The organism is Bradyrhizobium sp. 604_D8_N2_3 (assembly GCF_051810765.1).
In the GTDB taxonomy this organism is placed as follows: Bacteria; Pseudomonadota; Alphaproteobacteria; order Rhizobiales; family Xanthobacteraceae; genus Bradyrhizobium; species Bradyrhizobium barranii.
On record NZ_JBPWPM010000001.1, the window covers coordinates 8,771,070 to 8,793,924 of the forward strand.

Annotated in this window: 21 protein-coding genes; 8 read left to right on the forward strand and 13 right to left on the reverse strand. The window is 64.7% G+C overall.

Annotated features, from left to right (window positions below; all coding sequences use genetic code 11):
* Nucleotides 1–91: 91 nt before the first annotated feature.
* From AB7245_RS42145 to AB7245_RS42160, 4 genes are all read left to right on the forward strand, one after another.
* A complete protein-coding gene (locus AB7245_RS42145) occupies nucleotides 92–1,561 on the forward strand; it encodes a D-alanyl-D-alanine carboxypeptidase family protein (protein ID WP_135215749.1) in 1,470 nt (489 codons plus the stop codon).
* A 191-nt stretch (nucleotides 1,562–1,752) separates the two neighbouring features.
* Nucleotides 1,753–3,438, forward strand: a complete 1,686-nt coding sequence (locus AB7245_RS42150) for a long-chain fatty acid--CoA ligase (RefSeq protein ID WP_085400957.1) — start codon at nucleotides 1,753–1,755, stop codon at nucleotides 3,436–3,438.
* A 16-nt stretch (nucleotides 3,439–3,454) separates the two neighbouring features.
* Complete coding sequence (locus tag AB7245_RS42155; protein WP_085400955.1) at nucleotides 3,455–4,009, forward strand: DUF924 family protein; 555 nt, start codon at nucleotides 3,455–3,457, stop codon at nucleotides 4,007–4,009.
* A gap of 96 nt (nucleotides 4,010–4,105) precedes the next feature.
* Entirely contained in the window at nucleotides 4,106–4,591 is a 486-nt protein-coding gene (locus AB7245_RS42160) for a peroxiredoxin (protein WP_007597501.1), read from the forward strand.
* A 159-nt stretch (nucleotides 4,592–4,750) separates the two neighbouring features.
* Here the strand turns inward: AB7245_RS42160 and rnhA are convergent, their stop codons facing one another.
* From rnhA to ispH, 3 genes are read right to left on the reverse strand one after another with little or no spacing between them, the layout of a single operon-like run.
* The gene (gene rnhA, locus AB7245_RS42165) at nucleotides 4,751–5,215 is read right to left on the reverse strand and encodes a ribonuclease HI (RefSeq protein ID WP_135215750.1); all 465 of its coding nucleotides are present in this window, start codon (nucleotides 5,213–5,215) and stop codon (nucleotides 4,751–4,753) included.
* Nucleotides 5,212–6,195, reverse strand: coding sequence for a homoserine kinase (locus tag AB7245_RS42170; protein ID WP_085400952.1), 984 nt, complete (start codon nucleotides 6,193–6,195; stop codon nucleotides 5,212–5,214). Before AB7245_RS42170 ends, rnhA begins: the two co-directional genes overlap by 4 nt.
* Nucleotides 6,196–6,201: 6 nt before the next feature.
* Nucleotides 6,202–7,170 (reverse strand): 4-hydroxy-3-methylbut-2-enyl diphosphate reductase, encoded by a 969-nt coding sequence (gene ispH, locus AB7245_RS42175; protein ID WP_063985850.1) that lies wholly within the window; start codon nucleotides 7,168–7,170, stop codon nucleotides 6,202–6,204.
* Between the two features lie 265 nt (nucleotides 7,171–7,435).
* On the opposite strand from ispH, the gene AB7245_RS42180 reads away from it, so the two are divergent.
* Entirely contained in the window at nucleotides 7,436–8,131 is a 696-nt protein-coding gene (locus tag AB7245_RS42180; protein ID WP_085400950.1) for a DUF1013 domain-containing protein, read from the forward strand.
* Between the two features lie 305 nt (nucleotides 8,132–8,436).
* Here AB7245_RS42180 and AB7245_RS42185 read toward each other — a convergent pair whose 3' ends face one another.
* The 5 genes from AB7245_RS42185 to AB7245_RS42205 all read right to left on the reverse strand — a co-directional run bounded on the left by AB7245_RS42185 (nucleotide 8,437) and on the right by AB7245_RS42205 (nucleotide 14,418).
* Nucleotides 8,437–9,183, reverse strand: coding sequence for an OmpW/AlkL family protein (locus AB7245_RS42185; RefSeq protein WP_135215751.1), 747 nt, complete (start codon nucleotides 9,181–9,183; stop codon nucleotides 8,437–8,439).
* 181 nt (nucleotides 9,184–9,364) lie between these two features.
* A complete protein-coding gene (locus AB7245_RS42190) occupies nucleotides 9,365–9,634 on the reverse strand; it encodes a hypothetical protein (protein ID WP_085400946.1) in 270 nt (89 codons plus the stop codon).
* A 260-nt stretch (nucleotides 9,635–9,894) separates the two neighbouring features.
* Complete coding sequence (locus AB7245_RS42195; RefSeq protein ID WP_085400945.1) at nucleotides 9,895–11,805, reverse strand: propionyl-CoA synthetase; 1,911 nt, start codon at nucleotides 11,803–11,805, stop codon at nucleotides 9,895–9,897.
* 329 nt (nucleotides 11,806–12,134) lie between these two features.
* Nucleotides 12,135–13,520: a tetratricopeptide repeat protein gene (locus AB7245_RS42200; protein WP_135215752.1), complete on the reverse strand. Its 1,386-nt coding sequence runs from the start codon at nucleotides 13,518–13,520 to the stop codon at nucleotides 12,135–12,137.
* A gap of 133 nt (nucleotides 13,521–13,653) precedes the next feature.
* Complete coding sequence (locus tag AB7245_RS42205) at nucleotides 13,654–14,418, reverse strand: tetratricopeptide repeat protein (RefSeq protein ID WP_085400943.1); 765 nt, start codon at nucleotides 14,416–14,418, stop codon at nucleotides 13,654–13,656.
* Between the two features lie 118 nt (nucleotides 14,419–14,536).
* Here AB7245_RS42205 and AB7245_RS42210 point away from each other — a divergent pair, with 118 nt between their 5' ends.
* Both AB7245_RS42210 and AB7245_RS42215 read left to right on the forward strand, forming a co-directional pair.
* On the forward strand, nucleotides 14,537–16,114 hold the full coding sequence (locus AB7245_RS42210) for a cation:proton antiporter (RefSeq protein WP_085400941.1): 1,578 nt from the start codon (nucleotides 14,537–14,539) through the stop codon (nucleotides 16,112–16,114).
* A gap of 86 nt (nucleotides 16,115–16,200) precedes the next feature.
* Nucleotides 16,201–16,971, forward strand: coding sequence for a hypothetical protein (locus AB7245_RS42215; protein ID WP_085400939.1), 771 nt, complete (start codon nucleotides 16,201–16,203; stop codon nucleotides 16,969–16,971).
* Between the two features lie 166 nt (nucleotides 16,972–17,137).
* Here the strand turns inward: AB7245_RS42215 and AB7245_RS42220 are convergent, their stop codons facing one another.
* The 5 genes from AB7245_RS42220 to AB7245_RS42240 form a co-directional block, all read right to left on the reverse strand.
* Nucleotides 17,138–17,944, reverse strand: coding sequence for an SDR family NAD(P)-dependent oxidoreductase (locus tag AB7245_RS42220; protein ID WP_439035661.1), 807 nt, complete (start codon nucleotides 17,942–17,944; stop codon nucleotides 17,138–17,140).
* Nucleotides 17,945–17,990: 46 nt separating this feature from the next.
* The gene (locus AB7245_RS42225; RefSeq protein ID WP_167768178.1) at nucleotides 17,991–18,368 is read right to left on the reverse strand and encodes a DUF1850 domain-containing protein; all 378 of its coding nucleotides are present in this window, start codon (nucleotides 18,366–18,368) and stop codon (nucleotides 17,991–17,993) included.
* Nucleotides 18,365–20,473, reverse strand: a complete 2,109-nt coding sequence (locus tag AB7245_RS42230; RefSeq protein WP_085400935.1) for a TRAP transporter permease — start codon at nucleotides 20,471–20,473, stop codon at nucleotides 18,365–18,367. The genes AB7245_RS42225 and AB7245_RS42230 overlap by 4 nt, the downstream gene beginning before the upstream one ends.
* Nucleotides 20,474–20,660: 187 nt before the next feature.
* Nucleotides 20,661–21,608, reverse strand: coding sequence for a TAXI family TRAP transporter solute-binding subunit (locus tag AB7245_RS42235; protein WP_063985861.1), 948 nt, complete (start codon nucleotides 21,606–21,608; stop codon nucleotides 20,661–20,663).
* Between the two features lie 210 nt (nucleotides 21,609–21,818).
* The gene (locus tag AB7245_RS42240) at nucleotides 21,819–22,298 is read right to left on the reverse strand and encodes a hypothetical protein (RefSeq protein WP_085400933.1); all 480 of its coding nucleotides are present in this window, start codon (nucleotides 22,296–22,298) and stop codon (nucleotides 21,819–21,821) included.
* 197 nt (nucleotides 22,299–22,495) lie between these two features.
* Between AB7245_RS42240 and AB7245_RS42245 the strand changes: the two genes are divergently transcribed.
* Entirely contained in the window at nucleotides 22,496–22,804 is a 309-nt protein-coding gene (locus AB7245_RS42245; protein WP_085400981.1) for a hypothetical protein, read from the forward strand.
* The last annotated feature ends 51 nt before the right edge of the window (nucleotides 22,805–22,855 follow it).

Genomic DNA, 22,855 nt, shown 5'->3' on the forward strand with positions numbered 1-22,855 from the left:
GCCGCAAGCGGCGGCGCCGGATTTCAGAACCGAACATCAGATCACGAGAGCCGACCGGAACCGGCGGGTCTCCAAGGACCGGAATCGGATAGTGCACGCCCTTCGCCCGCTGCTTCGCAAGTCCCTGTTCAACCTGTTCGCCGCGGCCCTCGCATCCGCGGTGCTGCTTGCGCCGCGCACGGCCAGCGCCGAAGCACTGCTGCTGATCGAAGCCGACAGCGGCAAGGTGCTGCAGGCCGAGAACGCGACCATCCCGTGGTATCCGGCCTCCGTCACCAAAATCATGACGGCCTACGTGACGCTGAAGGCGGTGAAGGACGGCAGGCTCACGCTCGACACGCTGATCACGGTGTCGCCGACGGCGGCTTCGCAATCGCCGTCGAAGATGGGGTTCCGTCCGGGAACGCAGCTCACCGTCGACAACGCGCTGAAGATGATGATGGTGAAGTCGGCGAACGACATGGCCGTGGTGCTCGCCGAAGGCGTCGGCGGCTCGATCGACGGCTTCTCGGCGATGATGAACGACACCGCGCAGAAGCTCGGCATGACGCAGACGAGCTACGTCAATCCGAACGGCCTGCCCGCTGACGGCCAGATCACGTCCGCGCGCGACCTCGGCATTCTCGCGCGCTCGTTCCTGCGCGACCTGCCGGAATACGAATATTTCGTACACATCCCGGCAATCCGCTTCGGCAAGCGCGTCACCGGCAATTTCAACAAGCTGATCGGCCGCTACCCCGGGGCCGACGGTTTCAAGACCGGCTTCATCTGCGCCTCCGGCTACAATCTCGTGGCGTCGGCCACGCGCAACGGCCGCCGGCTGATCGCCGTCGTGCTCGGCGCCAACTCCGGCACTGCGCGTGCGGTGAAGGCGGCGCAGCTGCTCGAGCGCGGCTTCAGCCAGGACAATCTTACCTGGCTCCGCCCCTCGCTCGGCACCGTCGACAGGCTGGTGCCGGTCGACGCCTCGCCGCCGAACCTGCGCGAGGACATGTGCGGCGGTCATCGCAAGCGGCCGGCCAGCGACGATGACGACGCGCTGATCGCCACCAATGGCGGCACGTCCGGATCGGCCTCCGCCACCGGCGGCGAAGCCCAGGTGACCTTCTTCACCGCGGGCCTTCAGCCGCCCCTGATGAAGGCCTCCGAGCTGATGGCCACGGCGCCCGCGGCGGCCGAGCCCGTGCTGGTCTATACCGGCCCGACCCGCACCGGCACTGCCCTGATCGCGGCGGTCGCGGCCGATGCCGACCAGCAGGCCACGCCAAAGCCGCGTGGCAAGAAGTCGCGCGTCGCCAGGAAGCCCGACGCGACCGACAAGCCAGCCGACAAGCCGAAGGATGCCAAGACGGCGGCGGCAAAGCCGGCTGCCGCCAAGCCTGACGCCAAGAGCGATACCAAGTCCGCTGCGAAGCCGGCCGGGACCAAGCATGCCGCGGCCAAGCACGATGCGGCGGCGAAACCCGCCGAGAAGCCTGCGGCAGGCGGCGATCAGGCGGCCAAGCCCGCCAAGCCCAAGGCCGCGACCAAGCCCGCCGCCAAGCCGGCCAACAACAGTTAACGGCACCCATCGCAAGCCGCGCCCGCGCTTCGCACCTGCGGCAGAGCGGCTTGCGACAATTCCAGTAGCCACTCCCTGACCTTTGTCCTAAGCCTCGACCGGCTTGCCACCCGTTCCGGCAGGCTCGATACTGGCCGCAATGAGGCAAGCCCGAGACACAACGGGCTCTGGTAAATTGAGGGGAGTTTTCCATGGAGCGCATCTGGCTCAAGCAATATCCGCCCGGCGTCCCTGCTGATATCGAGCCGACCCAATACGCATCGCTGGTCGACCTTCTGGAGGAGAGCTTCGCCAAGTTCGCCGACCGCAAGGCATTCATCTGCATGGACAAGGCGATCAGCTATCGCGACCTCGACCAGATGTCGCTGGCGCTCGCCTCCTATTTACAGGGCCGTGGCCTGCAACGTGGCGCCCGCGTCGCGATCATGATGCCGAACGTGCTGCAATATCCGGTCGCGACCGCTGCCGTGCTGCGCGCCGGTTTCGCGGTGGTCAACGTCAACCCGCTCTACACGCCGCGCGAGCTCGAGCATCAGCTCAAGGATTCCGGCGCCGAAGCCATCATCGTGCTGGAGAATTTCGCCCACACGGTCGAGCAGGTGATCGCGAAGACGCAAGTCAAGCATGTCATCGTCGGCAGCATGGGCGACCTGCTCGGCTTCAAGGGCATGATCGTCAACGTCGTCGTCCGCCGCGTCAAGAAGATGGTGCCGGCCTGGTCGCTGCCAGGCGCGGTGTCCTTCAACGACGCGGTATCGGCCGGCCGCAGCCTGACGTTCAACAAGCCGAAGCTGTCGCCGGGCGACGTCGCCTTCCTGCAATATACCGGCGGCACCACCGGCGTCTCCAAGGGCGCCACCCTGCTCCACCGCAACATCGTCGCCAACGTGCTGCAGAACGACGCCTGGCTCCAGCCGGCACTCGCCGCGCCGCCGCATGTCGATCAGCTGATGATCGTCTGCGCGCTGCCGCTCTATCACATCTTCGCGCTGACGGCCTGCTACCTGCTCGCGGTGCGCGCCGGCGGCTGCAATCTGCTGATCCCCAATCCGCGCGACATCGCGGGCTTCGTCAAGGAGCTGGCGAAGTACCAGGTCAACAGCTTCCCGGCCGTGAACACGCTCTACAACGGGTTGATGCACCATCCCGACTTCAAGAAGCTCGACTTCTCCAAGCTGAAGATCTCGAACGGCGGCGGCATGGCGGTGCAGCGCCCCGTCGCCGAGCAGTGGAAGGCCGTGACCGGCTGCTTCATCGCCGAAGGCTACGGCCTCTCGGAGACCTCGCCGACACTGACCTGCAATCCCGCGACCACGACCGAGTTCTCGGGATCGATCGGCATCCCCGTGCCTTCGACCTGGATCTCGATCCGCGACGACGACGGCAACGAAGTCCCGCTCGGCCAGCCCGGCGAGATCTGCGCCAAGGGCCCGCAGGTGATGTCGGGCTACTGGAACAGGCCGGAAGAGACCGACAAGGTGATGACCGCCGACGGCTATTTCCGCACCGGCGACATCGGCGTGATGGACGAGAAGGGCTACACCAAGATCGTCGACCGCAAGAAGGACATGATCCTGGTCTCGGGCTTCAACGTCTATCCGAACGAGATCGAGGAAGTGATCGCGAGCAATCCGGGCGTGCTCGAATGCGCCGTGATCGGCATCCCCGATTCCAAGTCGGGCGAGGCGGTGAAGGCGTTCGTGGTGAAGAAGGATCCCAACCTCACCGCGGAAGCCGTGATCAAGTTCTGTCAGGAGCAGCTCACCGGCTACAAGGTGCCCAAGCACATCGAATTCCGCACCGACCTGCCGAAGACCAATGTCGGCAAGATCCTGCGCCGGCAGCTCCGCGACGAGAAGAAGGCGGAGGCGGCGTAAGCCGCGCCTTGGGTTCATGACTGACGTCGGCGACATCACGCCATCAGGCATTCTCGCCTTCTGGCGCGAGGCCGGCCGCGAGCGCTGGTACAAGCGCAGCGACGCTTTCGACGCGGAGGTCGGGCGTCGCTTTCTTCCGCTATGGAAGCGGGCGACCGCCGGCGAGCTGGCCTCCTGGGAAGAAAGCGACGAGGGCGCGCTCGCGCTCATCATCGCGCTCGACCAGTTTCCCCGCAACATGTTTCGCGGCACGCCGGAAGCCTTTGCCAGCGACGCGCCGGCGCGCGACGTCGCCCGCCGCGCAATCGATCGGGGCGTCGATCGCAGGATCGATCCCATCCTGCTCGAATTCCTCTATCTGCCCTTCATGCATTCCGAGCACCTGCCCGACCAGTTACATTGCGTCGCGCTGTTTCAGAACACAGACAATGCCGAGAACCTGAAATACGCGCGGGAGCACGCCGACATCATCCAGCGGTTCGGCCGCTTTCCCCACCGCAACCGCCTGCTCGACCGCGCCACCACCGAGGAAGAACAGGCCTTCCTCGACGCCGGCGGTTTTGCCGGCTGATGACATAACGGTGAAGGACCACGACCCTCGCCGCCAATGTTGTGCAGCGCCGCCGCACGGTCTAAAAAGCGGGACCGATTTTCAGGGAGACTGACGATGGCGATCCAGACTGGCGACAAGCTGCCCGAGGCGAAATTCCGCGTGATGACGGCCGAGGGTCCGCAGGTGAAGACCACCGACGACATCTTCAAGGGCAAGAAAGTGGCGCTGTTCGCAGTGCCCGGCGCCTACACCGGCACCTGCCACAAGATGCATCTGCCGAGCATCTTCCTCAACGCCTATGCCATGAAGGACAAGGGCGTCGACACCATCGCCATCGTCTCCGTCAACGACGCTTTCGTCATGAACGCCTGGAAGCGCGATACTGACCAGCGCGACGAGGCCATCTTCCTCGCCGACGGCAATGCCGACTTCGCCAAGGCGATCGGCATGGAGCTGGACGCCTCCGGCAACGGCCTCGGCATCCGCTCCAAGCGCTATTCGATGCTGGTCGAGGACGGCGTGGTGAAGAAGCTGAACCTCGAAGCGATGCCCGGCAAGGTCGAGGTCTCCGGTGGCGATACGCTGCTGGGGCAGCTGTAAGCTTTAGGCCCCGGCTCCTTCCAAGCAGGAAGTCCCGTAGGGTGGGCAAAGGCGCGTCAGCGCCGTGCCCACCATCTTTCCTCGATTGAGAAAAAGCCGTGGGCACGCTTCGCTTTGCCCACCCTACGAAACCGGGCGACGCCGCCGACAGCGCGTCGCCTACTCCGCCACCCGCTGCTGCAACCGCGCCTTCACGATCCCGTCGCGCGCCAGTTGATCCGCGCGCTCGTTCTCCGGGTGCCCGGCGTGGCCCTTGACCCAGTGCCAGCGGACCTCGTGCTGCTTCAGCGCCGCATCGAGGCGCTGCCATAGCTCGACATTCTTCACCGGCTTCTTGTCGGCGGTGCGCCAGCCGTTGCGCTTCCAGCCGTGGATCCAGCCGGTGATGCCCTGCCGCACATACTGGCTGTCGGTGTAGAGATCGACGGTGCACGGCTTCTTCAGCGCTTCGAGCGCGGAGATCGCCGCCATCAATTCCATCTGGTTGTTGGTGGTGTGGCGTTCGCCGCCGTTCAGCTCTTTTTCCTTGTCGCCGAACTTCAGGATCGCGCCCCAGCCGCCGGGCCCGGGATTTCCCGAGCAGGCGCCGTCGGTATAGATCGTGACGAGGGGAAGCTCGCTCACGCGACCAGTCCTGACGGCATCAGCCCGTAGTCGCGCACGCTGGAAACGCTCTGGTGGAAGCGCAGCTTGCGAAAATATTCCAGCGGATCCTTGGGCTTGACCAGCGCCCCCGGAGGCACGTTGAGCCAGTCGACCAGCCGCGTCAGCAGGAAGCGGATCGCGGCGCCGCGCGCGAGCAGCGGCAGCGCGGCTTCTTCCGCCTCGGAGAGTTTTCGCACCCGGCGATAGGCATTGAGGAAGGCGCGCGCCTTGGTGACGTTGAACGAATGGTCCGGCTCGAAACACCAGGCATTCAGGCAGATCGCGACGTCATAGGCCAGCATGTCGTTGCAGGCGAAGGTGAAGTCGATGATGCCGGAGAGCTTGTCGCCGAGGAAGAAGACGTTGTCGTTGAAGAGATCGGCGTGGATCACGCCCTCCGGCAGATTGCTCGGCCAGACCCCGCTCGAGAGATAGTCGAGCTCGGCGGCGAGAAACGCATGCAGGCCCGGCTGGACCTCGTCGGCGCGGCTTGCCGCCGCGTCGAACAGCGGCCGCCAGCCGGAGACCGACAGCGCATTGCCACGCTTGATCGCAAAATTGGCGCCGGCCAGATGCATCCTGGCCAGCCCCTCGCCGACGCCGGCGCAATGGGCCACGTTCGGCTTGCGCGGCCAGACGCCTTCGAGAAAGGTGATGATCGCGGCCGGCCGGCCCGACAGCTCGCGCAACGCCTCGCCGTCCCCGGCCTTCACCGGCAGCGGGCAGGTGACGCCGTGCTCAGCGAGATGCGTCATCAGCGCGAGAAAGAACGGCAGGTCGGTCTTCGCCACGCGCTTCTCATAGAGCGTGAGGATGAACGAGCCCTTGCTGGTGTGCAGCAGGAAGTTGGTGTTTTCGACGCCCTCGGCGATGCCCTTGTAGGAGAGCAATTCGCCGAGATCGTATTGCTTCAGGAAATCCGCAAGCTCGTCGGCGGCAACGTCGGTGTAGACCGCCATAAAAGTCTACTCGGCGGCGGCTTCGGGGCGCACCTGGCGCGGCAGCGGGAAGAACTCGTTCTCTTCCGCGGCCGAGACCGTCTCCACATGCAGCGTGTAGCGCTCGGCGAACGCATCCATGATCTCCTCGACGATCACTTCCGGCGCGGACGCGCCCGCGGTGATGCCGAGGCTCTTGATGTTGCCAAACCTGGTCCAGTCGATGTCGGTGGCGCGCTGCGCCAGTACCGCGATCCCGCAGCCTTCGCGCTCAGCGACCTCACGCAGGCGCTGCGAATTCGACGAGTTCGGCGCACCGACCACGATCAGGGCGTCGACCACCGGCGCCACCTTCTTCACCGCGAGCTGGCGGTTGGTGGTGGCGTAGCAGATGTCTTCCTTGTGCGGGCCGTTGATGTTCGGGAAACGCTCCTTGAGCAGCGCCACGATCTCCGCGGTGTCGTCGATCGACAGCGTGGTCTGCGTCACGAAGGCGATGTTGTCGGGGTTCTTCGGGACGATGGTCTTGGCGTCCTCGGCGGTCTCGATCAGGGTTACGGCGCCGACCGGAAGCTGGCCGAGCGTGCCGACCACTTCGGGGTGGTGGGAGTGGCCGATCAGGAAGATCTCGCGGCCACGCTTGAAGTGGATCGCGGCCTCGCGGTGCACCTTGGTCACCAGCGGGCAGGTCGCATCCAGCGAGAACAAATTGCGGGAGGTGGCGTCGGCCGGCACCGATTTCGGCACGCCATGGGCCGAGAACACCACCGGCGCGGTGGTGTTTTCCGGGATTTCGGCGAGCTCTTCGACGAAGATCGCGCCCTTCTTCTTCAACCCGTCGACGACGTATTTGTTGTGCACAATCTCATGGCGAACATAGACGGGGGCGCCGTATTTATCGAGCGCCCGTTCCACGGTGTCGATCGCCCGGACCACCCCGGCGCAGAAGCCGCGGGGAGAACAAAGCACGATCTTGAGGTCTGGTTTGGCTGACATTGAGCGATCTCGGGACCGAATCACCCGTTTCGCCTTCTGGCGGGGGCGGTCAATGGATGGAATTGGGCTTTAATGGGTCTGCTAGGACTTTACAGGCGCTTCCAAGGGAATTGGGCCCCCTTTCGGGCTCTGTCAAGGCACTATCTATAGCAGAACCATTGCGTGGCTAGCCCCTCCGGGCTTATATAGCGCGAATTCCCTGTCATCGCTGATGACCACCGGTTTCGCCTCCAGAGGGGTGGGCGAAGCACAAAGGAGATTTGCCATGAGCAACGCACCTCTGATGCCCAAGGCGACCGCCGTCTGGCTGCTCGACAACACCGCGCTGACCTTCGACCAGGTCGCCGATTTCACCAAGATGCATCCCCTCGAGGTGCGCGCGATCGCCGACGGCGACGCTGCCCAGGGCATCAAGGGCATGGACCCCCTCTCCAACGGCCAGCTGACCCGCGAGGAGATCGAAAAGGGCGAGAAGAACCCGGATTACCGGCTCCGCCTTCAGGAGAGCAAGGTCGTGCTGCCGCCCCAGCCCAAGCGCAAGGGCCCGCGCTACACCCCGGTCTCCCGCCGCCACGAGCGCCCGAGCGCCATCCTCTGGCTGCTGCGCAGCCATCCAGAGCTCAAGGACGCCCAGATCATGCGCCTGGTCGGCACCACCAAGAGCACCATCGCCAGCGTTCGCGACCGCACCCACTGGAACACCTCCCAGCTGACCCCGATCGACCCGGTGACCCTTGGCCTTTGCTCGCAGATCGAGCTCGATTTCGAAGTGGCGCGCGCGGCGAAGGAAAAGCCGATCGACACAGCCTATGGCGGCGCCACCCTGCTGCCGGCCTCCGAGACCACCAAGAAGGACGAGTTCGAGCCGGCGGAGCGATCGAACGACGATCTCAACGTCGACGCCGTGTTCGCCAAGCTGAAGACGCTCGGCGGCAAGAAGCAGGACGAGGAGGAGGAGTAAGGCTCCGCTCCCGGTTACGATCGAACGCAATTCGAACGCGGCAGGGAAACCTGCCGCGTTTTTGTTTTGCGGAGACCCTCGCGATCGGCACAGATGCAGCCACACGCAAGCTGCAGTCCCCTCCCCCCTTGCGGGGGAGGGTTAGGGAGAGGGGTTGCCCCACGGGGACTTCCTCCATCAATTCAAAGCGTCTGGCGAAGCTCTCTCGCGCCTTTTGCTGGGCTGCCCCTCTCCCCCGCCCTCCCCCGCAAGGGGGGAGGGAGCGCAGGGTCAACCGCGGCCACAGCTCGTCTTCAAACAACGCGTCAAAACTTGTACGTCACACCACCACCGACCAGCCACGGATCGATATGCGCGGTGCCTGTGACCGGCAGGCCGCTGACGGTCGCTGAGTAATCCGGCCGCAGCCAGAGCTTCTTGACGTCGACGTTGAGACCCCAGTGCCGGTCGAGCATGTAGTCAAAGCCGAACTGCACGGCGCCGCCCCAGGCGTTGCTGACGTGCACGCTGGTGGTGGTGGCAACGATCGCGGGCGGACCGACGATGGCGGCTGGCGCATTGGCAGCCGAATTGTTGAAGAACACGGTGTAGTTCACGCCGGCGCCGATATACGGCTTGAACGCGCCGAAATTGTCGAAGTGATATTGCAAGGTCAGCGTCGGCGGCAGCAGCGTGGTCTTGCCGATCGGCAGGTTCGCGAGCGAGCCGTTGCCGCTGATCGAGTGCCTGGTCACGCCGAGGATCAGCTCGGCCGCGATGTTCTTGGTGAAGAAATAGCTGATGTCGAGCTCGGGCACGACCTGGTCGCTGATCGAGAGCCCGGAATTCGGCGACGACAGCGACGGCACGCCTGCGACATTGACGGTTGAGCCACCGGCATCCGGCAACACGCCGAGCACGCGCAGACGCACCATCCACGGATTGAACGCTTCTACCGGCGGCGGTGCCTTCTTATAGACAGGCAGATCGGCCGCCTGCACCGAGCCAAAAGTCCCCACGAGCATCGCGCCAACCGTCGCAAGCCGCGCCAGGTTTTTTGTCGTTCCGTTCATTGCATTCCCCTTCAGCCATCTCTCGCGCGTCGTTGCGCGACATCAGCGTCAGAGCAGAAAGGGGATGGTGATGGATTTGACGCCGATCAAATCAGGACTGACGCGACACGATTTGGTTGTGGCGTTGCCGATGTGTCACGAGAAACGCGAATGAATGCGCAGGATAATTCCGTAGCCGATGTCACGGCCGCTCGGGATGGTTCAGCATGTACTCGCCGAGATCGCGCTGACGGCGGTCGGACCGGGCGGTGGCAGCGTTGCGCTGGACGTCGCGGTCCTTGCGGCATGCCACGTATTCGGGCGAGCCCTGCGCATAGCCGCGACTCTGACAGACCGCGTCGTCATCGTCACCGCCCACCGCCACCGGCGTCTGGTAGCGCGCGGAGCAGGCGGAGACAGCGATGGCGAGCAGCACGGCGACAAGCAGGCGCGGCGCGGTGGCGAGTGGCATACGAGGTCCCCTGTTGGCCGGCCCTGTTTAGCCCGGAATGAGGAGATTGTAAGTCCCTGGGCGTCGTTCTCCACGCGCTGTCATTCCCCGCGACCCGGCTACGCCAAGGCTTCGCCGGGGTTGAGGTCCAGGGGCGCCGAAGCTTTAGCGTAGGCGGCAGGCGGGGAATCCAGTACTCCGCGGCGGTCATTGGGTCACACAACTCCGGCCGCGGCGTACTGGATCACCCGCTTTCGCGGGTGATGACAGCGGAGATCGCCTCACACCCTGCCCTTCAGCGCCTCGCCGATCTCGTCCAGCACCTTGGGATCCTCGATCGTGGCCGGCATGGTCCAGGCTTCGCCATCGGCGATCTTCTTGATGGTGCCGCGCAGGATCTTCCCCGAGCGCGTCTTCGGCAGGCGGCCGACGGTGATGGCGAGCTTGAAGGCGGCGACGGGGCCGAGCCTGTCGCGCACCAGCGCGACGATCTCCTTTTCGATCTCCGCAGGCGCGCGCTTCACGCCGGCCTTGAGCACCAGGAAGCCGCAGGGCACCTCGCCCTTGATCGCGTCCTTGACGCCGAGCACGGCGCATTCGGCGACGTCCGGATGCGAGGCCAAAATCTCCTCCATGCCGCCGGTGGAGAGCCTGTGGCCGGCGACGTTGATGATGTCGTCGGTGCGGCCCATCACGAAGACATAGCCGTCCTCATCCTTGTAGCCGGCGTCCGAGGTTTTGTAGTAGCCGGGGAATTCAGTGAGGTAGGCGTCCTTGAAGCGCGCGTCCTGATTCCACAACGTCGGCAGGCAACCCGGCGGCATCGGCAGCTTGATGACGATCGAGCCCATGGTGTTGGGGCCGACGGGCTTTGCGGCTTCGTCGACGACGTCGACCTGGTAGCCCGGCATCGGCACCGTCGGCGAGCCATGCTTCACCGGCAGCATGCCGAGACCGACCGGATTGCCGGCGATGCACCAGCCCGTCTCGGTCTGCCACCAATGGTCGATCACCGGCACCTTCAACTGCTGCTCCGCCCATTCCACCGTCGGCGGATCGGCGCGCTCGCCGGCGAGGAACAGCGTGCGGAATTGCGACAGGTCGTATTGCCGGATGAACTTGCCTTCCGGATCCTCCTTGCGGATCGCGCGGAACGCCGTCGGTGCGGTGAAGAAGGCGACCGCCTTGTGCTCGCTGATGACGCGCCAGAACGCGCCGGCATCGGGCGTGCCGATTGGCTTGCCCTCGTACATGATCGACGTCGCACCATGCAGCAGCGGGCCATAGATGATGTAGCTGTGGCCGACCACCCAGCCGATGTCGGAGCCACACCACCAGACCTCGCCCGGCTTGACGCCATAGAGATTGAACATCGACCATTTGACCGCGACGAGATGGCCGCCATTGTCGCGCACCACGCCCTTGGGGATGCCGGTCGTGCCTGAGGTGTAGAGGATGTAGAGCGGATCGGTGGCGGCGACAGGCACGCAAGGGGCCTTCTTGCCGTCGTTCATCGCCTTGCGGCGAAGGCTCTCCCAATCGTAGTCGCGGCCCGGTGTGAGGTCGCAGATATGCTGGGAACGTTGCAGTACGATGCAGGCCTTCGGCTTCGTGCTCGCAAGCTTGATCGCCTCGTCGAGCAGCGGCTTGTACTGCACGATCCGGCCGGGCTCGATGCCGCAGCTTGCGGAGAGAATGAGCTTCGGCTGAGCGTCGTCGATGCGGGTGGCGAGTTCCTTGGCGGCAAAGCCGCCGAACACCACCGAGTGCACCGCGCCGATGCGCGCGCAGGCGAGCATCGCGACGACGGCCTCCGGCACCATCGGCATATAGAGGATGACGCGATCGCCCTTGGCGACGCCAAAATCCTGCATGATGGCGGCGAGCGCCTGCACCTCCCCCAATAGCTCGGCATAGGTGAACCTGGTGACCGAGCCCGTCAGCGGCGAATCATGGATCAGCGCGACCTGGTCGGCGCGGCCGCGTTCGACATGGCGGTCGAGCGCGTTGTAGCAGGTGTTGACGACGCCTCCCATGAACCAGCGGCCGTAGACGCCCTGCGAGGCATCGAAGATCGTCTTCGGCGGCTCGATCCAGTCGATCTCCGTGGCCGCCTCGGCCCAGAAGCCCTGGGGATCAGCCAGCGAGCGCGCATGGACCTCGTGATAGAGGCTCGTTCCCTTGACGTTCATTCCCGCGCTCCCATCCCTTTCGCCTAGCCTTGACTTGACCGACAGGACGAGCGTCCCGCCATGACAGGGATCAAGTGCCGGCGTTGTTTGAGAGGTATTTTCCCGGGAACGGGCCGCGGTTCAAGCTGAAAAGGATGGGTCTTTGGGAGGGAGGGAAGAAAGGCCATCGCAGCAAGCTGGAGCCACGACAAAGGTGAGCCCTCTCCCCCCTTGCGGGGGAGAGCGGGAGAGAGGGGTGGCCACGAACTCTGTCTGGAGTTTGTGGCCACCCCTCTCCCTAACCCTCCCCCGCAAGGGGGGAGGGAACGCAGTGTGCGCGTAGAGGCGCCTCAACTCTCCATCGCATTCAGCCGCTGCAACCGTTCCTGCATGACCTTCCTCAGATCATAGCCGGGCCGGCCGAAGCTCGTATTCCGCGTGGCGAGGAAATCGCGCTGGGTCTTGCGCAGGTCGCCGGCCGAACGGCCTTTCGTGGCCTTCAGCACGCGCTCATAGGTCTCGGCGATCTGGCGATCGAGCACGCCGAGTTGCGGATCGGCGCAGATCACCTTCTCGACCTCGCGCTTCGCCGTGGCGCAATCGAACGACGGGCCGTTGCCGGAATTCGCCGCGAGCGGACGCAGCGGCTCGGCGCCGAACTTCGCGATCTCCGCCATCATGGTGCGGCGGCCGTTGGCCGCGTTCTCGTTGCCGGGATCGAGCTTCAGCGCCGTCTCGTAATCGGCCAGCGCCTTCTTGCGCTCGCCCATCTTCTTGTAAAGCACCGCGCGGTTGTTGAAGGTCTGCGCGAAATTCGGATCGATCTTGAGCGCAGCCTCGTAGTCGCTGAGCGCCGCGCCAAGCTCGCCCTTGAGCTGGTAAGAGTCGCCGCGGTTGGTGAAGAAGTTCGGCCGCGGCGCCAGCCGCAGCGCCTGGTCGTAGTCGGCGATCGCCTTGTCGTACTCACCCATCGCGGCCAGCACCAGGCCACGATTGTCGTAATATTCGGGGACCTTCGGATCGAGCTTGATCGCCTCGCCGTCGTCGGCGACCGCCTTGTCGAGCTGACCGAGCTTCTTGTAGGCCGCGCCGCGATTGGTGTAGGCGCGCGGCCGGTTCGGATCGAGCCGCAGCGCCTCGCTGAGATCGCGGATCGCCTTCTCGTTGTCGCCACCGAGATAATAGTTCACGCCGCGGTCGGACCAGGCCTGCGCATCATCCGGCTTCAGCTTGATCGCCTGATCGTAATCGGCGAGCGCGCGGTCGAGCCGGCGCTGATTGGTGTAGACGACGCCGCGCAGCTCGTAGGCTTCCGCGTCCTGCGGATCGAGTTCGATGGCCTTGCTGAGATCAGCCGCGGCACGGTTGAGATCGCCGCCGGCCTCGCGCAGCAGGTCGCCGCGCAGGCGCCAGGCCTTTGCGTTCTTGCCGTCCAACGCGATGGCGCGGTCGATATCCCGCAGCGCCTGCGTGAGGCCGCCTGAGGTTCGCGCATTGGCGTCGGCGCGCACCAGCAGCGCGGCGGCGCGGTCGGAGCTCGAATTGGTGGTTTGGTCGATGATGGCGCCGCACGCCGTGATCAGTTCGGCGGGCGCAGTCTTGCTGCCCATCACGCAATCGACGGTAGCAGAGGCCGGGGCGGCGAGGATAAGGCTCATCGCGGCGCTGAGCAGGAAGGCGCGAAGCGGGATTTTGGCAAACGGGAACATTTGCGCGGAAGAACGCGTGCCGCACATCGGGAAGACTCCGTGACATCAGGTGTTCACCATTGTCGCGGCGGGCGAGGAATGGGTTCAATTCGGGCCTGTTAGGGACGCACGGGCGCCTGCACTCCCTCGCCCGGTTTGCGGGGAGAGGCGAAGGAAGCCCTCAATACCCGTCCACCCCGTTGATCCGCTGCAGCCGCTCCTGCATCGCCTTCTTCAGATCGTACCCGGCCCGCCCATAACCAGCATTGCGGCGGGCAATGAATTCGTCCTGCTCGCGCTGAAGTGCCTTGGCTTCCGCAGGATTGCGCGCCTCCCGGACCACGCGGGCATTCGATGCAAAAATCTCCCGATCGAGATCGGCGAGCTCGCGGTTGGCGCAGATCGCCTTCTCGACCGCCCGGGCCGCACTCTTGCAATTGAAGCTTGGCTTGCCGGCCACAGCCATCTGCGCGCCGATCCGCTCGAGCTCGCGCGCCATCGCCTTGTGATTGGCCTTGGCCTTCTCGTGGTTCGGATCAATCTTCAGTGCGGCGCCGAAATCCTGCACCGCCTTCGGCTTGTCGCCCTTCTTCAGCCAGAGCTCGCCGCGGGCGTTGAAGAGGTCGGCCAGGGTCGGATCGAGTTGAAGAGCGCGGCTGTCGTCGGCGATCGCACGGTCGACCTGGTCATGCCGCGCATAAAGCGCGCCGCGCGCGACCAGCGCCTTGACCAGGTCCGCCTTGGCCGTCTTCTCGTTGTCGATGACGGAGGCGCAGGCGGAGCCGGCCTTGTCCATGTCGTCGGCGGCAGCAGCAGCGAGGCACGGCGCGACATCGACCTGCACGACGGCGGCGGGCTCGCCGCCGGTCGCGGCACGGGCCGCCCCGAGCGAAAGCGCAAAGAGCGCCACCGCACCGGACAATCGAATGAGATTTTGAGAACGCATGCTAGCTGCAGTCGGAAAGTCTTGGCTTGAATCTTGGCCTGGGTCTTGGCTTGGGTCTTGGCTTGAGCCTTGCCTTGAGGGTGCACTATCCATCATACGGCCGGATTGGTGCTAGCTTGTGGCACAGCCAAAATCGGTTTCGGGGATCAACGTGTCGACATTCGAATGGATCATCGTGCTTCTGCTCGGCGCCGTTGCATTATCGGCGCTGGCGCGGCGGATCAAGGTCCCCTACCCGACCTTTCTCGCCATCGGCGGCGCGCTGATCGCGTTCGTGCCGAACAGCCCGTCCTGGACGCTCGAACCCGACCTGGCATTGGCGCTTTTTGTCGCACCGGTGCTGATGGATGCCGCCTTCGACACCTCGCTGCGCGATCTCCGCAACAACTGGGTTCCGGTCTCGACCCTGGTGGTCGCCGCGGTCGGCCTGACCACGGTCGGCGTGGCCTTCGTCGCGCACCGGCTGATGCCTGACATGCCCTGGGCCGCCGCCATTGCGCTCGGCGCCATCGTGGCCCCGCCGGATGCGGCGGCCGCGGTCGCGATCCTGAGCCAGGTCAAGCTGCCCTATCGCATGGTGAAGGTGCTGGAAGGCGAGAGCCTGCTCAACGACGCCAGCGCGCTTCTGATCTATCGCATCGCGGTCGGCGCTGTCGTCATGGAGCATCTGAAATGGAGCGAGGTCGCGCCGACGATTGCACTCGGGCTGGTCGGCAGCGTCCTCGCCGGTCTTTTGGCCGGGCGCATCATCCCGCTGTTCCTGGAACGCGTGAAGGAAGCGCCGAGCGCGATCATCGTGCAGTTCGCCACCACCTTCATGGTCTGGATCGCAGCCGAGCATCTCGGCCTCTCCGGCATCCTCACCATCGTCGTCTACGCCATCACCGTCGCGCGCACCGCGGGGGCGCGCATGCCGGCGCGGTTGCGGGTGCCGTCCTATGCGGTCTGGGAGACGATGGTGTTCGTGCTCAACGTGCTCGCCTTCATGCTGATCGGCATGCAGATGCGGCCGATCTGGACGCGGCTCGACGCGGAGGTCCGCTGGGAATATTGCGTGGCGGCCGCCTGGATCCTGCTCACAGTGGTCCTGGTGCGGCTTGCCTGGATCACGTTCTACCGCGCGACGCTGCGCGTCCTGATCGCGCACGGGCTCTATCATCCGAAGGATCCCAAGCAGGTTGCCTCGCCGAAGGGTGGCCTCATCATCTCCTGGTGCGGCATGCGCGGTCTCGTCACGCTCGCCACCGCCTTCGCCCTGCCGGAAAGCTTCCCCTATCGCGACTTCATCGTCTTCATCGCCTTTGCGGTGGTGCTGGGCTCGCTGGTCATCCAGGGCCTGACGCTGCGGCCGCTGATTCTCGCCTTCGGCCTCAAGGACGACGATCCCGTCGGTATCGAGGTCGCGCGCGCCCGCGCAGTCGCCTATCGCGCCGCGCTCGATGCGATCGAGGACGATCCGTCGGAGGAGGCGGAAATCCTGCGGCTCGAATACCGCGCCATCCTGATGCAGGCCGACGACGATCCGCACGGCGGCATCGCCAGCGGCGAATTGCCCGCCGATCCGCTGCGCCGCCGCGCCATCGAGGCCGCGCGCAAATCGATCCTCGGCCTTCGCGATACCGAAGTGATCGGCGACGACGCGTTTCACCGGATCGAGGAAGAGCTCGATCGCGCAGAGTTGAGCGCGGGCGGTTAAACTCCGCTCGAGCGTTGAGCGGCGTCCCGGCCTATCCAGGTGGTCAGGAGCTTGAACCAAACACCGCCTCTCCAGACTCATTCCAGATGACGACCTTGATCGACGACCGTCGTGTACGCGCGCGTGATGCGTCGCCTGCACGATATTTTTATCTCAATATGGCACTGGCCTGCGCGGCCACCGCGTTTCTCGGCTTCGCGCCGACCTATTTCGTACCGCTCGCGCAGCGGACGTTTTCCGCGAGCCCGGTGATTCATTTTCACGGACTCCTGTTCTTCACCTGGTCTCTCTATTTCGTGATCCAGACCTGGCTCGCGGCGTCGGGCCGCGTGGTCAATCACCGCGCGCTCGGGATTGCCGGCGTGTCGCTTGCGACCGCGATGACGATCTTCGGCTTCCTCGCCTCGGTGCACGTGATGCAGCACGCCGCCGCACTTGGGCAGAAGGATGCCGGCATCGGCTTCTCGATCGTGCCGATGAGCGGCATCGCGTTCTTCGCGGTGGTGTTCGTGCTCGCGATCATCAACACGCGAAAGCCCGAGATTCACAAGCGCCTTATGCTGCTTGCCGCGGTCTCGATCCTCGACGCCGCGATCGCGCGCTGGTTCATTACCTTCCTCGCGCCTCCCGGACCGCCCGGCCCGCCGCCGGTGCCCGTCACGATCGCCCCGGCCGTGGTCGCTTCGCTCCTGCTCGTCGTCGCTATGGTGCGCGACTGGCGCACCGATGGCCGCGTGCACCCGGTCTACATCTACGGTACGCTCGCGCTGCTGGCGGTGAAGGTGCTGAACTGGCCGATCAGCGAGAGTGCGGCGTGGCATTCGTTTGCCGGAGGCATCCTGGCGCTGGCGCAGTAGTCACCGCTGTCGTCCCGGACAAGCGCAGCGCAGATCCGGGATCCATAGCCACAGGACGTGGTTTGGCGAAGACTCGGAGTTGCTAGCTCGCGCGGCAACTTCGTCCTGTGGCTATGGGTCCCGGGTTCGCGCTTTGCGCGTCCCGGGACGACGAAGGAAATTGGAGCTACGCCCCCGCCTTGCACGTGATCCCGCCGTCGACCACCAGCTCGATCCCCGTCACATATTTCGACTCGTCCGACGCCAGGAACAGCGCGGCATTGGCGACGTCCCAGGCCTCGCCCATGTGCCCCATCGGCACCTGCGCATCGCGCGCGCGCCACATCGCTTCGACGTCGCCCTTGGCGTAGCTGTTCGCGAGACCCGCGGAATGCTCCACCATCGGCGTCTTCATCAGGCCGGGCAGGATTGCATTCACCCGCACATGGTTCTTCGCGAACTCGATCGCGGTGGAGCGCGTCAGCTGGTTCATTGCCGCCTTGCTGGCGTTGTAGCTGACATAGGAAATCCCGACATGCCGGATCGAGGCGATCGAGGAGATGTTGATGATCGAGCCGCCGCCCTGCTTCACCATCACGGGGACGATGTGCTTCATGGCGAGATAGGCGCTCTTGAGGTTGACAGTGAAGACGCGGTCCCAGCTCTCCTCGGCGACCTCGACCACGCTGCCCATCTCGGCGATGCCGACATTGTTGTCGAGCACATCGATGCGGCCATAGGCTTTCAGGCACGCCGCCACCATCGCCTCGATCTCGCGCGCGCGCGAGACGTCCGCGGTGAAGGCAGTCGCATTGCCGCCCTCACCCGTGATGATCTTCGCGGTCTCCTCGGCTGCGGCACCGTTGCGATCGACGCAAAACACCTGCGCGCCCTCGCGCGCAAAGGTCACCGCGGTCGCCTTGCCGTTGCCCCAGCCGGGCCCGATCGAGCCGGCGCCCACCACCATCGCAACCTTGCCCTTGAGCCGATCCATCGCGTGTCTCCCGTGTTGTTGTTAATTGTAGCCCGGGCGTGGCGAGCTACGGATCGTTACAGACCTTCATCGTGGTGACGTTAGCACCGATGGGATGCCCGACAATCTCCGAAAGAGTCCGGCAGCTTCCATCATGGCATAACCGCCATTCCCCGGCCGCGCCGGAATTGCCAAGCACGACCTCCTGCATCGGTGCACGCTGCGGCTGCCATTGAAACCAGCCGTCGACGAGGCGCGCCTCGGGCGGCGGCTCCATGCCGGGCCCGGTGCCTTTGACCCGCGCCTGCACCAGGTCGAGGCCGGCAGGCGTGACGCGCCAGTCCTCCTGCCAGTCGACCTTCGCGATCGAATGCGTCCACACCAGCGTGAAGGCGGAAAGCGCCAGCGCTTTCACGCCACCCGCTGTTGCGAAGCAGAGGCTCACGCGGCTTCGACGACGGCGGGCGGACGCTGCCGCCACTGCCACAGCAAGAGCGCGGCGGAGAGCACGAAGCCGGCGGTGTCGCTGAAGGCGAAGTCACCGAGCAGGCAGAGCGCGGCTCCGAGCGCGAGCACGCGTTCGAGCAGCGTCATGCGCGTGAACAGAAAACCGATCGCGACCATGCCGAACAGGCCGATCGCCACCAGCGCCTTGAAGGTCGCGAGCGCCACCGCACCATAGAAGCCGAGCTTGGCCGCCATGGGATCGCCGGCCTGCAGCATCAGCGCCGGCGAATAGACGAAGATGAACGGAATGACGTAGCCGGCTAGCGCGATACGCATCGCCTCCCAGCCGATCTTGTCCGGATTCTCCTTCGCGATCGGCGCCGCCGCCAATGCGGCGAGTGCCACCGGCGGCGAGAGGTCGGCCATGATGCCGTAATAGAACGCGAACATGTGGCTCGCGATCAGGGGCACGCCGAGCTTCGCCAGCGCCGGCGCGGCGAGCGCGGCGGTGATGATGTAGGTCGGGATGGTCGGAATGCCGGTGCCGAGCAGGATCGACAGCAGCATGGTCATGATCAACGCCAGGAACAGGCTCTTCTCGCCGAGACCGATCACCCAGCTGCCAAAAATGGTGCCGACGCCGGTCTGCGACATCATGCCGATGATGACGCCGACGATGGCGCAGGCCATACCCACCGTGATCGCCGACTTCGCACTCTCGGCCAGCGCATTGCGGCATTCGCGCAAGGCCGCGAACCCGCCGCGCACGAACGCCGTGATCACGATCAGCCCGACGACGACGCTCGCGACCGGCACGATCTGGAGACCGTCGCGCGACAGCGCGCCGACGACGAGCGCAAGTCCGATCCAGAAGATGGAGCGGACGACCATCGAGGAGGCGCCGGCCGTGATGCTGGCGCCGAGGATCAGTGTCACCGTGAGCGCAAGGCCCATGCTGCCAGCATAGAGCGGCGTAAAGCCCTCGAACAGCATGTAGACGAGCGCCGCGAGCGGCAGCACGAGATACCAACGCGTCACCAGCGCCTTCCAGGCGCTCGGAATCTCCGAGCGCTTCATGCCGACGAGGCCGTGCTTGCCGGCTTCCAGATGCACCATCCAGAAGGCGGACGCGAAATAGAGGATGGCGGGGATCGCCGCCGCCTTGACGATTTCCGAGTACTGGACGCCGAGCGTCTCCGCCATGATGAAGGCGACCGCGCCCATCACCGGCGGCATGATCTGCCCGCCCATCGAGGCCGTCGCCTCGACACCGGCGGCAAAGGCGCGGCGATAGCCGAACCTGATCATCAGCGGAATCGTGAACTGGCCGACGGTGACGACGTTGGCGACGCCGGAGCCGGAGATGGTGCCCATCATGCCCGAGGCGAACACCGCAACCTTCGCAGGTCCGCCGCGCGTCCTGCCGAACAGGCCGAGCGAGACATCGGTGAAGAGCTGGATCATGCCGGCGCGTTCCAGGAACGAGCCGAACAGGATGAACAGGAAGATGTAGGTCGCCGAGACGTAGATCGGCACGCCGTAAAAACCTTCGGTGCCGAACGACAGATGCGTGACGATCTGGTCGAAGTCGTAGCCGCGATGGTTGAGCGGCGACGGCAGATATTGCCCGAAGAACCAGTAGACGAGACACGCGCCGCACATCAGCGGTAGCGCCGCGCCCATCAGGCGCCGCGTGCCCTCGAAGATCAGCACCGCGAGCAGCGTGCCGACCGCGAGATCGAGCCGCGTCGGATCGCCGTCGCGCGCAATCAGGTCGGCATAGAAGATCCATTGATAGAGGCCGCAGAAGAAGCCGGCGCCGCCGATCACCCAGCCAAGCGCGCGACCGACATCGCTCTTCGCGGTGAAGTTGGCGATCAGGCCGAAAGTGAGGAGAACGAGGAAACCGACATGTACCCCGCGCACCACCTGGCTCGGCAGATAGTTGAAGGCGGCGACATAGAGCTGGAAGGTGGCGAAGGCAATGCCGATCCAGTAGGCGAGAGTGCCCCACCAGCCCGGACCAAAACCTTCCGGAAAACCGTGCTCGAAATTGTCGAATTCAACCTTGATAGGCCCTGCGGAGCCCTCTGCCTGCAACATCGATATGTCCCCGAGCCCTTATGGTGCGTCATTATAACATTGGCAGTGCCACCGCACGCGTCATGGCCGGGCTTGTCCCGGCCATCCACGGCCTACGGTGTCGCCAAGAACGTGGATGCCCGGGACATCTGCGCGAAGACGCGCTTCGCGCTTTTGCCCGGGCATGACGACACCAATGGAGCTGATCTTACTTGATCAGCCCTTTTTCCTTGTAATAGCGGATCGCGCCGGGATGCAGCGGAACCGGGCTGCCGGTGGCGGCCGCCTCGAGCTTGATCTCCTTGCCCGCGGCATGGGCGTTCTGCAATTCGGGCAGCGACTCGAAGATCAGCTTGGTCATCTGGTAGGCGAGGTCGTCCGACACCGCGGAGCTCGTCACGAGATAGTTGACCACGGCCGCGGTCGGCACGTCCTTGTCCTGGCCGGTATAGGTATTGGCCGGAATGATTGCCGAGATGAAGGGCGGGCCGATCTTGTCGATGGTCTCCTTCGGCACCGACACCACGGTGATCGAGGCCGAACTCGAGAGATCCTTCAGCGAGGCGACGCCAAGGCCGGCCGATTGAAGCGTCGCGCCCAACTGGCGGTTCTTCATGAGGTCGACGGATTCGGCGAACGGCAGATATTCGACCTTGCCGAGGTCCTTATAGGTCATACCTGCGGCCGCGAGGATCGCACGGGAATTGAGCTCGGTGCCCGACTTCGGCGCGCCGACCGAGAGGCTCTTGCCCTTGAGGTCTGCGAGCGTCTTGATGCCCGATTCGGCGGTCGCGACAATCTGGATGTAGTTCGGATAGATCGCGCCGATGGTGCGCAGCTTGTCCAGCTTGGACTTGAAGCCGGCTTCCTCGTCGCCCTCCCAGGCGGCTTTGAGCGAGTCACCCAGCGTGAACGCAATTTCACCGCGGCCCTGCTGGAGCAGGATCAGGTTCTCGACCGACGCCTTGGTGGCCTGCACCTGCGTCTTCACATTCGGAATCTTGTCGCCGTAGATCTTTCCGATCGCGACCCCGAGCGGATAGTAGACGCCGGAGGTGCCGCCGGTCAGCACGTTGATGAAGGATTGCGCATGCGCGCAAGGTGCCGACGCCGCCAGGGCAAGAGCCGCGGCCGCGCCGAAAATCGTCCGTTTCATGGTTGTTGTACTCCCCAAACCGGCCGGGAAATTGGCCGGATGGGGGAAGCGGGTCAACCCATCCAAAAGTCACAACAGGACTGCGGTAAACGGCTGACCCGGCTCGATTTTTGGGGAACCCGCGGGTGCGGCGAGGTGGCGCAATCAGGGTCTGGCGCGTGTCTCGCCCTCGCCGGCAAGCCTTACTGGCAAGCTCTTGCTGGCAAGCCCTTATTGGAAGGTCATGTCCAGGCACTTGGAGATGTCGGAGCCGAGGCCGGAGGAGATGATGATGCAGCCGCGCACCTTCTGCGCGGTGACGTCGGCGGCCCAGACCGAATAGCCGCCGGGGCCGAAGAACGAGTTGGTGTTCGGCGGTTCGGTCTCGGTCGCGTCGAAATCGTATTTGCCGTCGGTCTCGAAGATGCGCGGCTTCTTGGTGCAGCCGCCGTCGGTCTGGACGTTGATGACTTCCTTGTTGTCGCGGGTCAGCGCCAGCGAGACCTGGCAGCGGAAATATTCCGAGGTCTTGGTGTTGAACAGGTAGGTGTAAGACTTGCAGGTCGCGGTGTTCAGCTTGCCCGGGGCGAGGCCACGGCTGCACGAAATCCGCTGGTTGTGGCTGAGTTGGTAGTCATCCGCCCGGGCGACGGGCGCCAGCGCCGTCACCAACAGCGCGGCGGCTGAGCAGGCTTTCACGACTTGGTTCATCCGAATCATCCCCCTACCAATATTTTTGTCGAATTGCGTTCTAGACTGAAAGCGGAACATAGTCGCGCGGGGACGAAGGGAAAATCACAAACTGCTGGGCAGGACGTGATGCGCTGCGGCGCTTTCGCAAATTGACCTGTAAACGCCGTTCGTGATTTGTTCAAGATGGCAACCCCAACGATGGGGAGGATGGGATGATGGCATTTTCAACGAAGACATTTGCACTTGCACTCACAGCAACGCTCGGCGCATTCAGCGCACCCGCATTGGCGCAGACCGCGGCAACGCCCTGGGAGCTCAAGCCCGACACCGGCTATGCCTATGACAAGGACGGCAAGACCTTCTCCTACAAGATGGGCACCAACAATGCCGGTGAACTCCTGAAGGGCGCCAAGAAGGTGCCGAAAGGCACGCTGTTCTTCATCGGCCACAACGGCCAGCTCTACATGCGCAGCGGCCCGTATCTCGAAGGCGACGGCAAGTTCAAGTTCGGGTCGGATCAGTAAGGGGCGACGGCCAACCCAAGCACTCGGTGTCATCACCCGCCTTGTGCGCGC

What these genes read in the sequence shown, in the direction of transcription:
- AB7245_RS42150 (WP_085400957.1), top strand. Translation starts at nt 1,753, where the DNA reads ATGGAGCGCATCTGGCTCAAGCAATATCCGCCCGGCGTCCCTGCTGAT.
- AB7245_RS42155 (WP_085400955.1), top strand. Translation starts at nt 3,455, where the DNA reads ATGACTGACGTCGGCGACATCACGCCATCAGGCATTCTCGCCTTCTGG.
- AB7245_RS42160 (WP_007597501.1), top strand. Translation starts at nt 4,106, where the DNA reads ATGGCGATCCAGACTGGCGACAAGCTGCCCGAGGCGAAATTCCGCGTG.
- AB7245_RS42170 (WP_085400952.1), bottom strand. Translation starts at nt 6,195, where the DNA reads ATGGCGGTCTACACCGACGTTGCCGCCGACGAGCTTGCGGATTTCCTG.
- ispH (WP_063985850.1), bottom strand. Translation starts at nt 7,170, where the DNA reads ATGTCAGCCAAACCAGACCTCAAGATCGTGCTTTGTTCTCCCCGCGGC.
- AB7245_RS42180 (WP_085400950.1), top strand. Translation starts at nt 7,436, where the DNA reads ATGAGCAACGCACCTCTGATGCCCAAGGCGACCGCCGTCTGGCTGCTC.
- AB7245_RS42185 (WP_135215751.1), bottom strand. Translation starts at nt 9,183, where the DNA reads ATGAACGGAACGACAAAAAACCTGGCGCGGCTTGCGACGGTTGGCGCG.
- AB7245_RS42190 (WP_085400946.1), bottom strand. Translation starts at nt 9,634, where the DNA reads ATGCCACTCGCCACCGCGCCGCGCCTGCTTGTCGCCGTGCTGCTCGCC.
- AB7245_RS42195 (WP_085400945.1), bottom strand. Translation starts at nt 11,805, where the DNA reads ATGAACGTCAAGGGAACGAGCCTCTATCACGAGGTCCATGCGCGCTCG.
- AB7245_RS42200 (WP_135215752.1), bottom strand. Translation starts at nt 13,520, where the DNA reads ATGTGCGGCACGCGTTCTTCCGCGCAAATGTTCCCGTTTGCCAAAATC.
- AB7245_RS42205 (WP_085400943.1), bottom strand. Translation starts at nt 14,418, where the DNA reads ATGCGTTCTCAAAATCTCATTCGATTGTCCGGTGCGGTGGCGCTCTTT.
- AB7245_RS42215 (WP_085400939.1), top strand. Translation starts at nt 16,201, where the DNA reads ATGACGACCTTGATCGACGACCGTCGTGTACGCGCGCGTGATGCGTCG.
- AB7245_RS42220 (WP_439035661.1), bottom strand. Translation starts at nt 17,944, where the DNA reads ATGGATCGGCTCAAGGGCAAGGTTGCGATGGTGGTGGGCGCCGGCTCG.
- AB7245_RS42230 (WP_085400935.1), bottom strand. Translation starts at nt 20,473, where the DNA reads ATGTTGCAGGCAGAGGGCTCCGCAGGGCCTATCAAGGTTGAATTCGAC.
- AB7245_RS42235 (WP_063985861.1), bottom strand. Translation starts at nt 21,608, where the DNA reads ATGAAACGGACGATTTTCGGCGCGGCCGCGGCTCTTGCCCTGGCGGCG.
- AB7245_RS42240 (WP_085400933.1), bottom strand. Translation starts at nt 22,298, where the DNA reads ATGAACCAAGTCGTGAAAGCCTGCTCAGCCGCCGCGCTGTTGGTGACG.
- AB7245_RS42245 (WP_085400981.1), top strand. Translation starts at nt 22,496, where the DNA reads ATGGCATTTTCAACGAAGACATTTGCACTTGCACTCACAGCAACGCTC.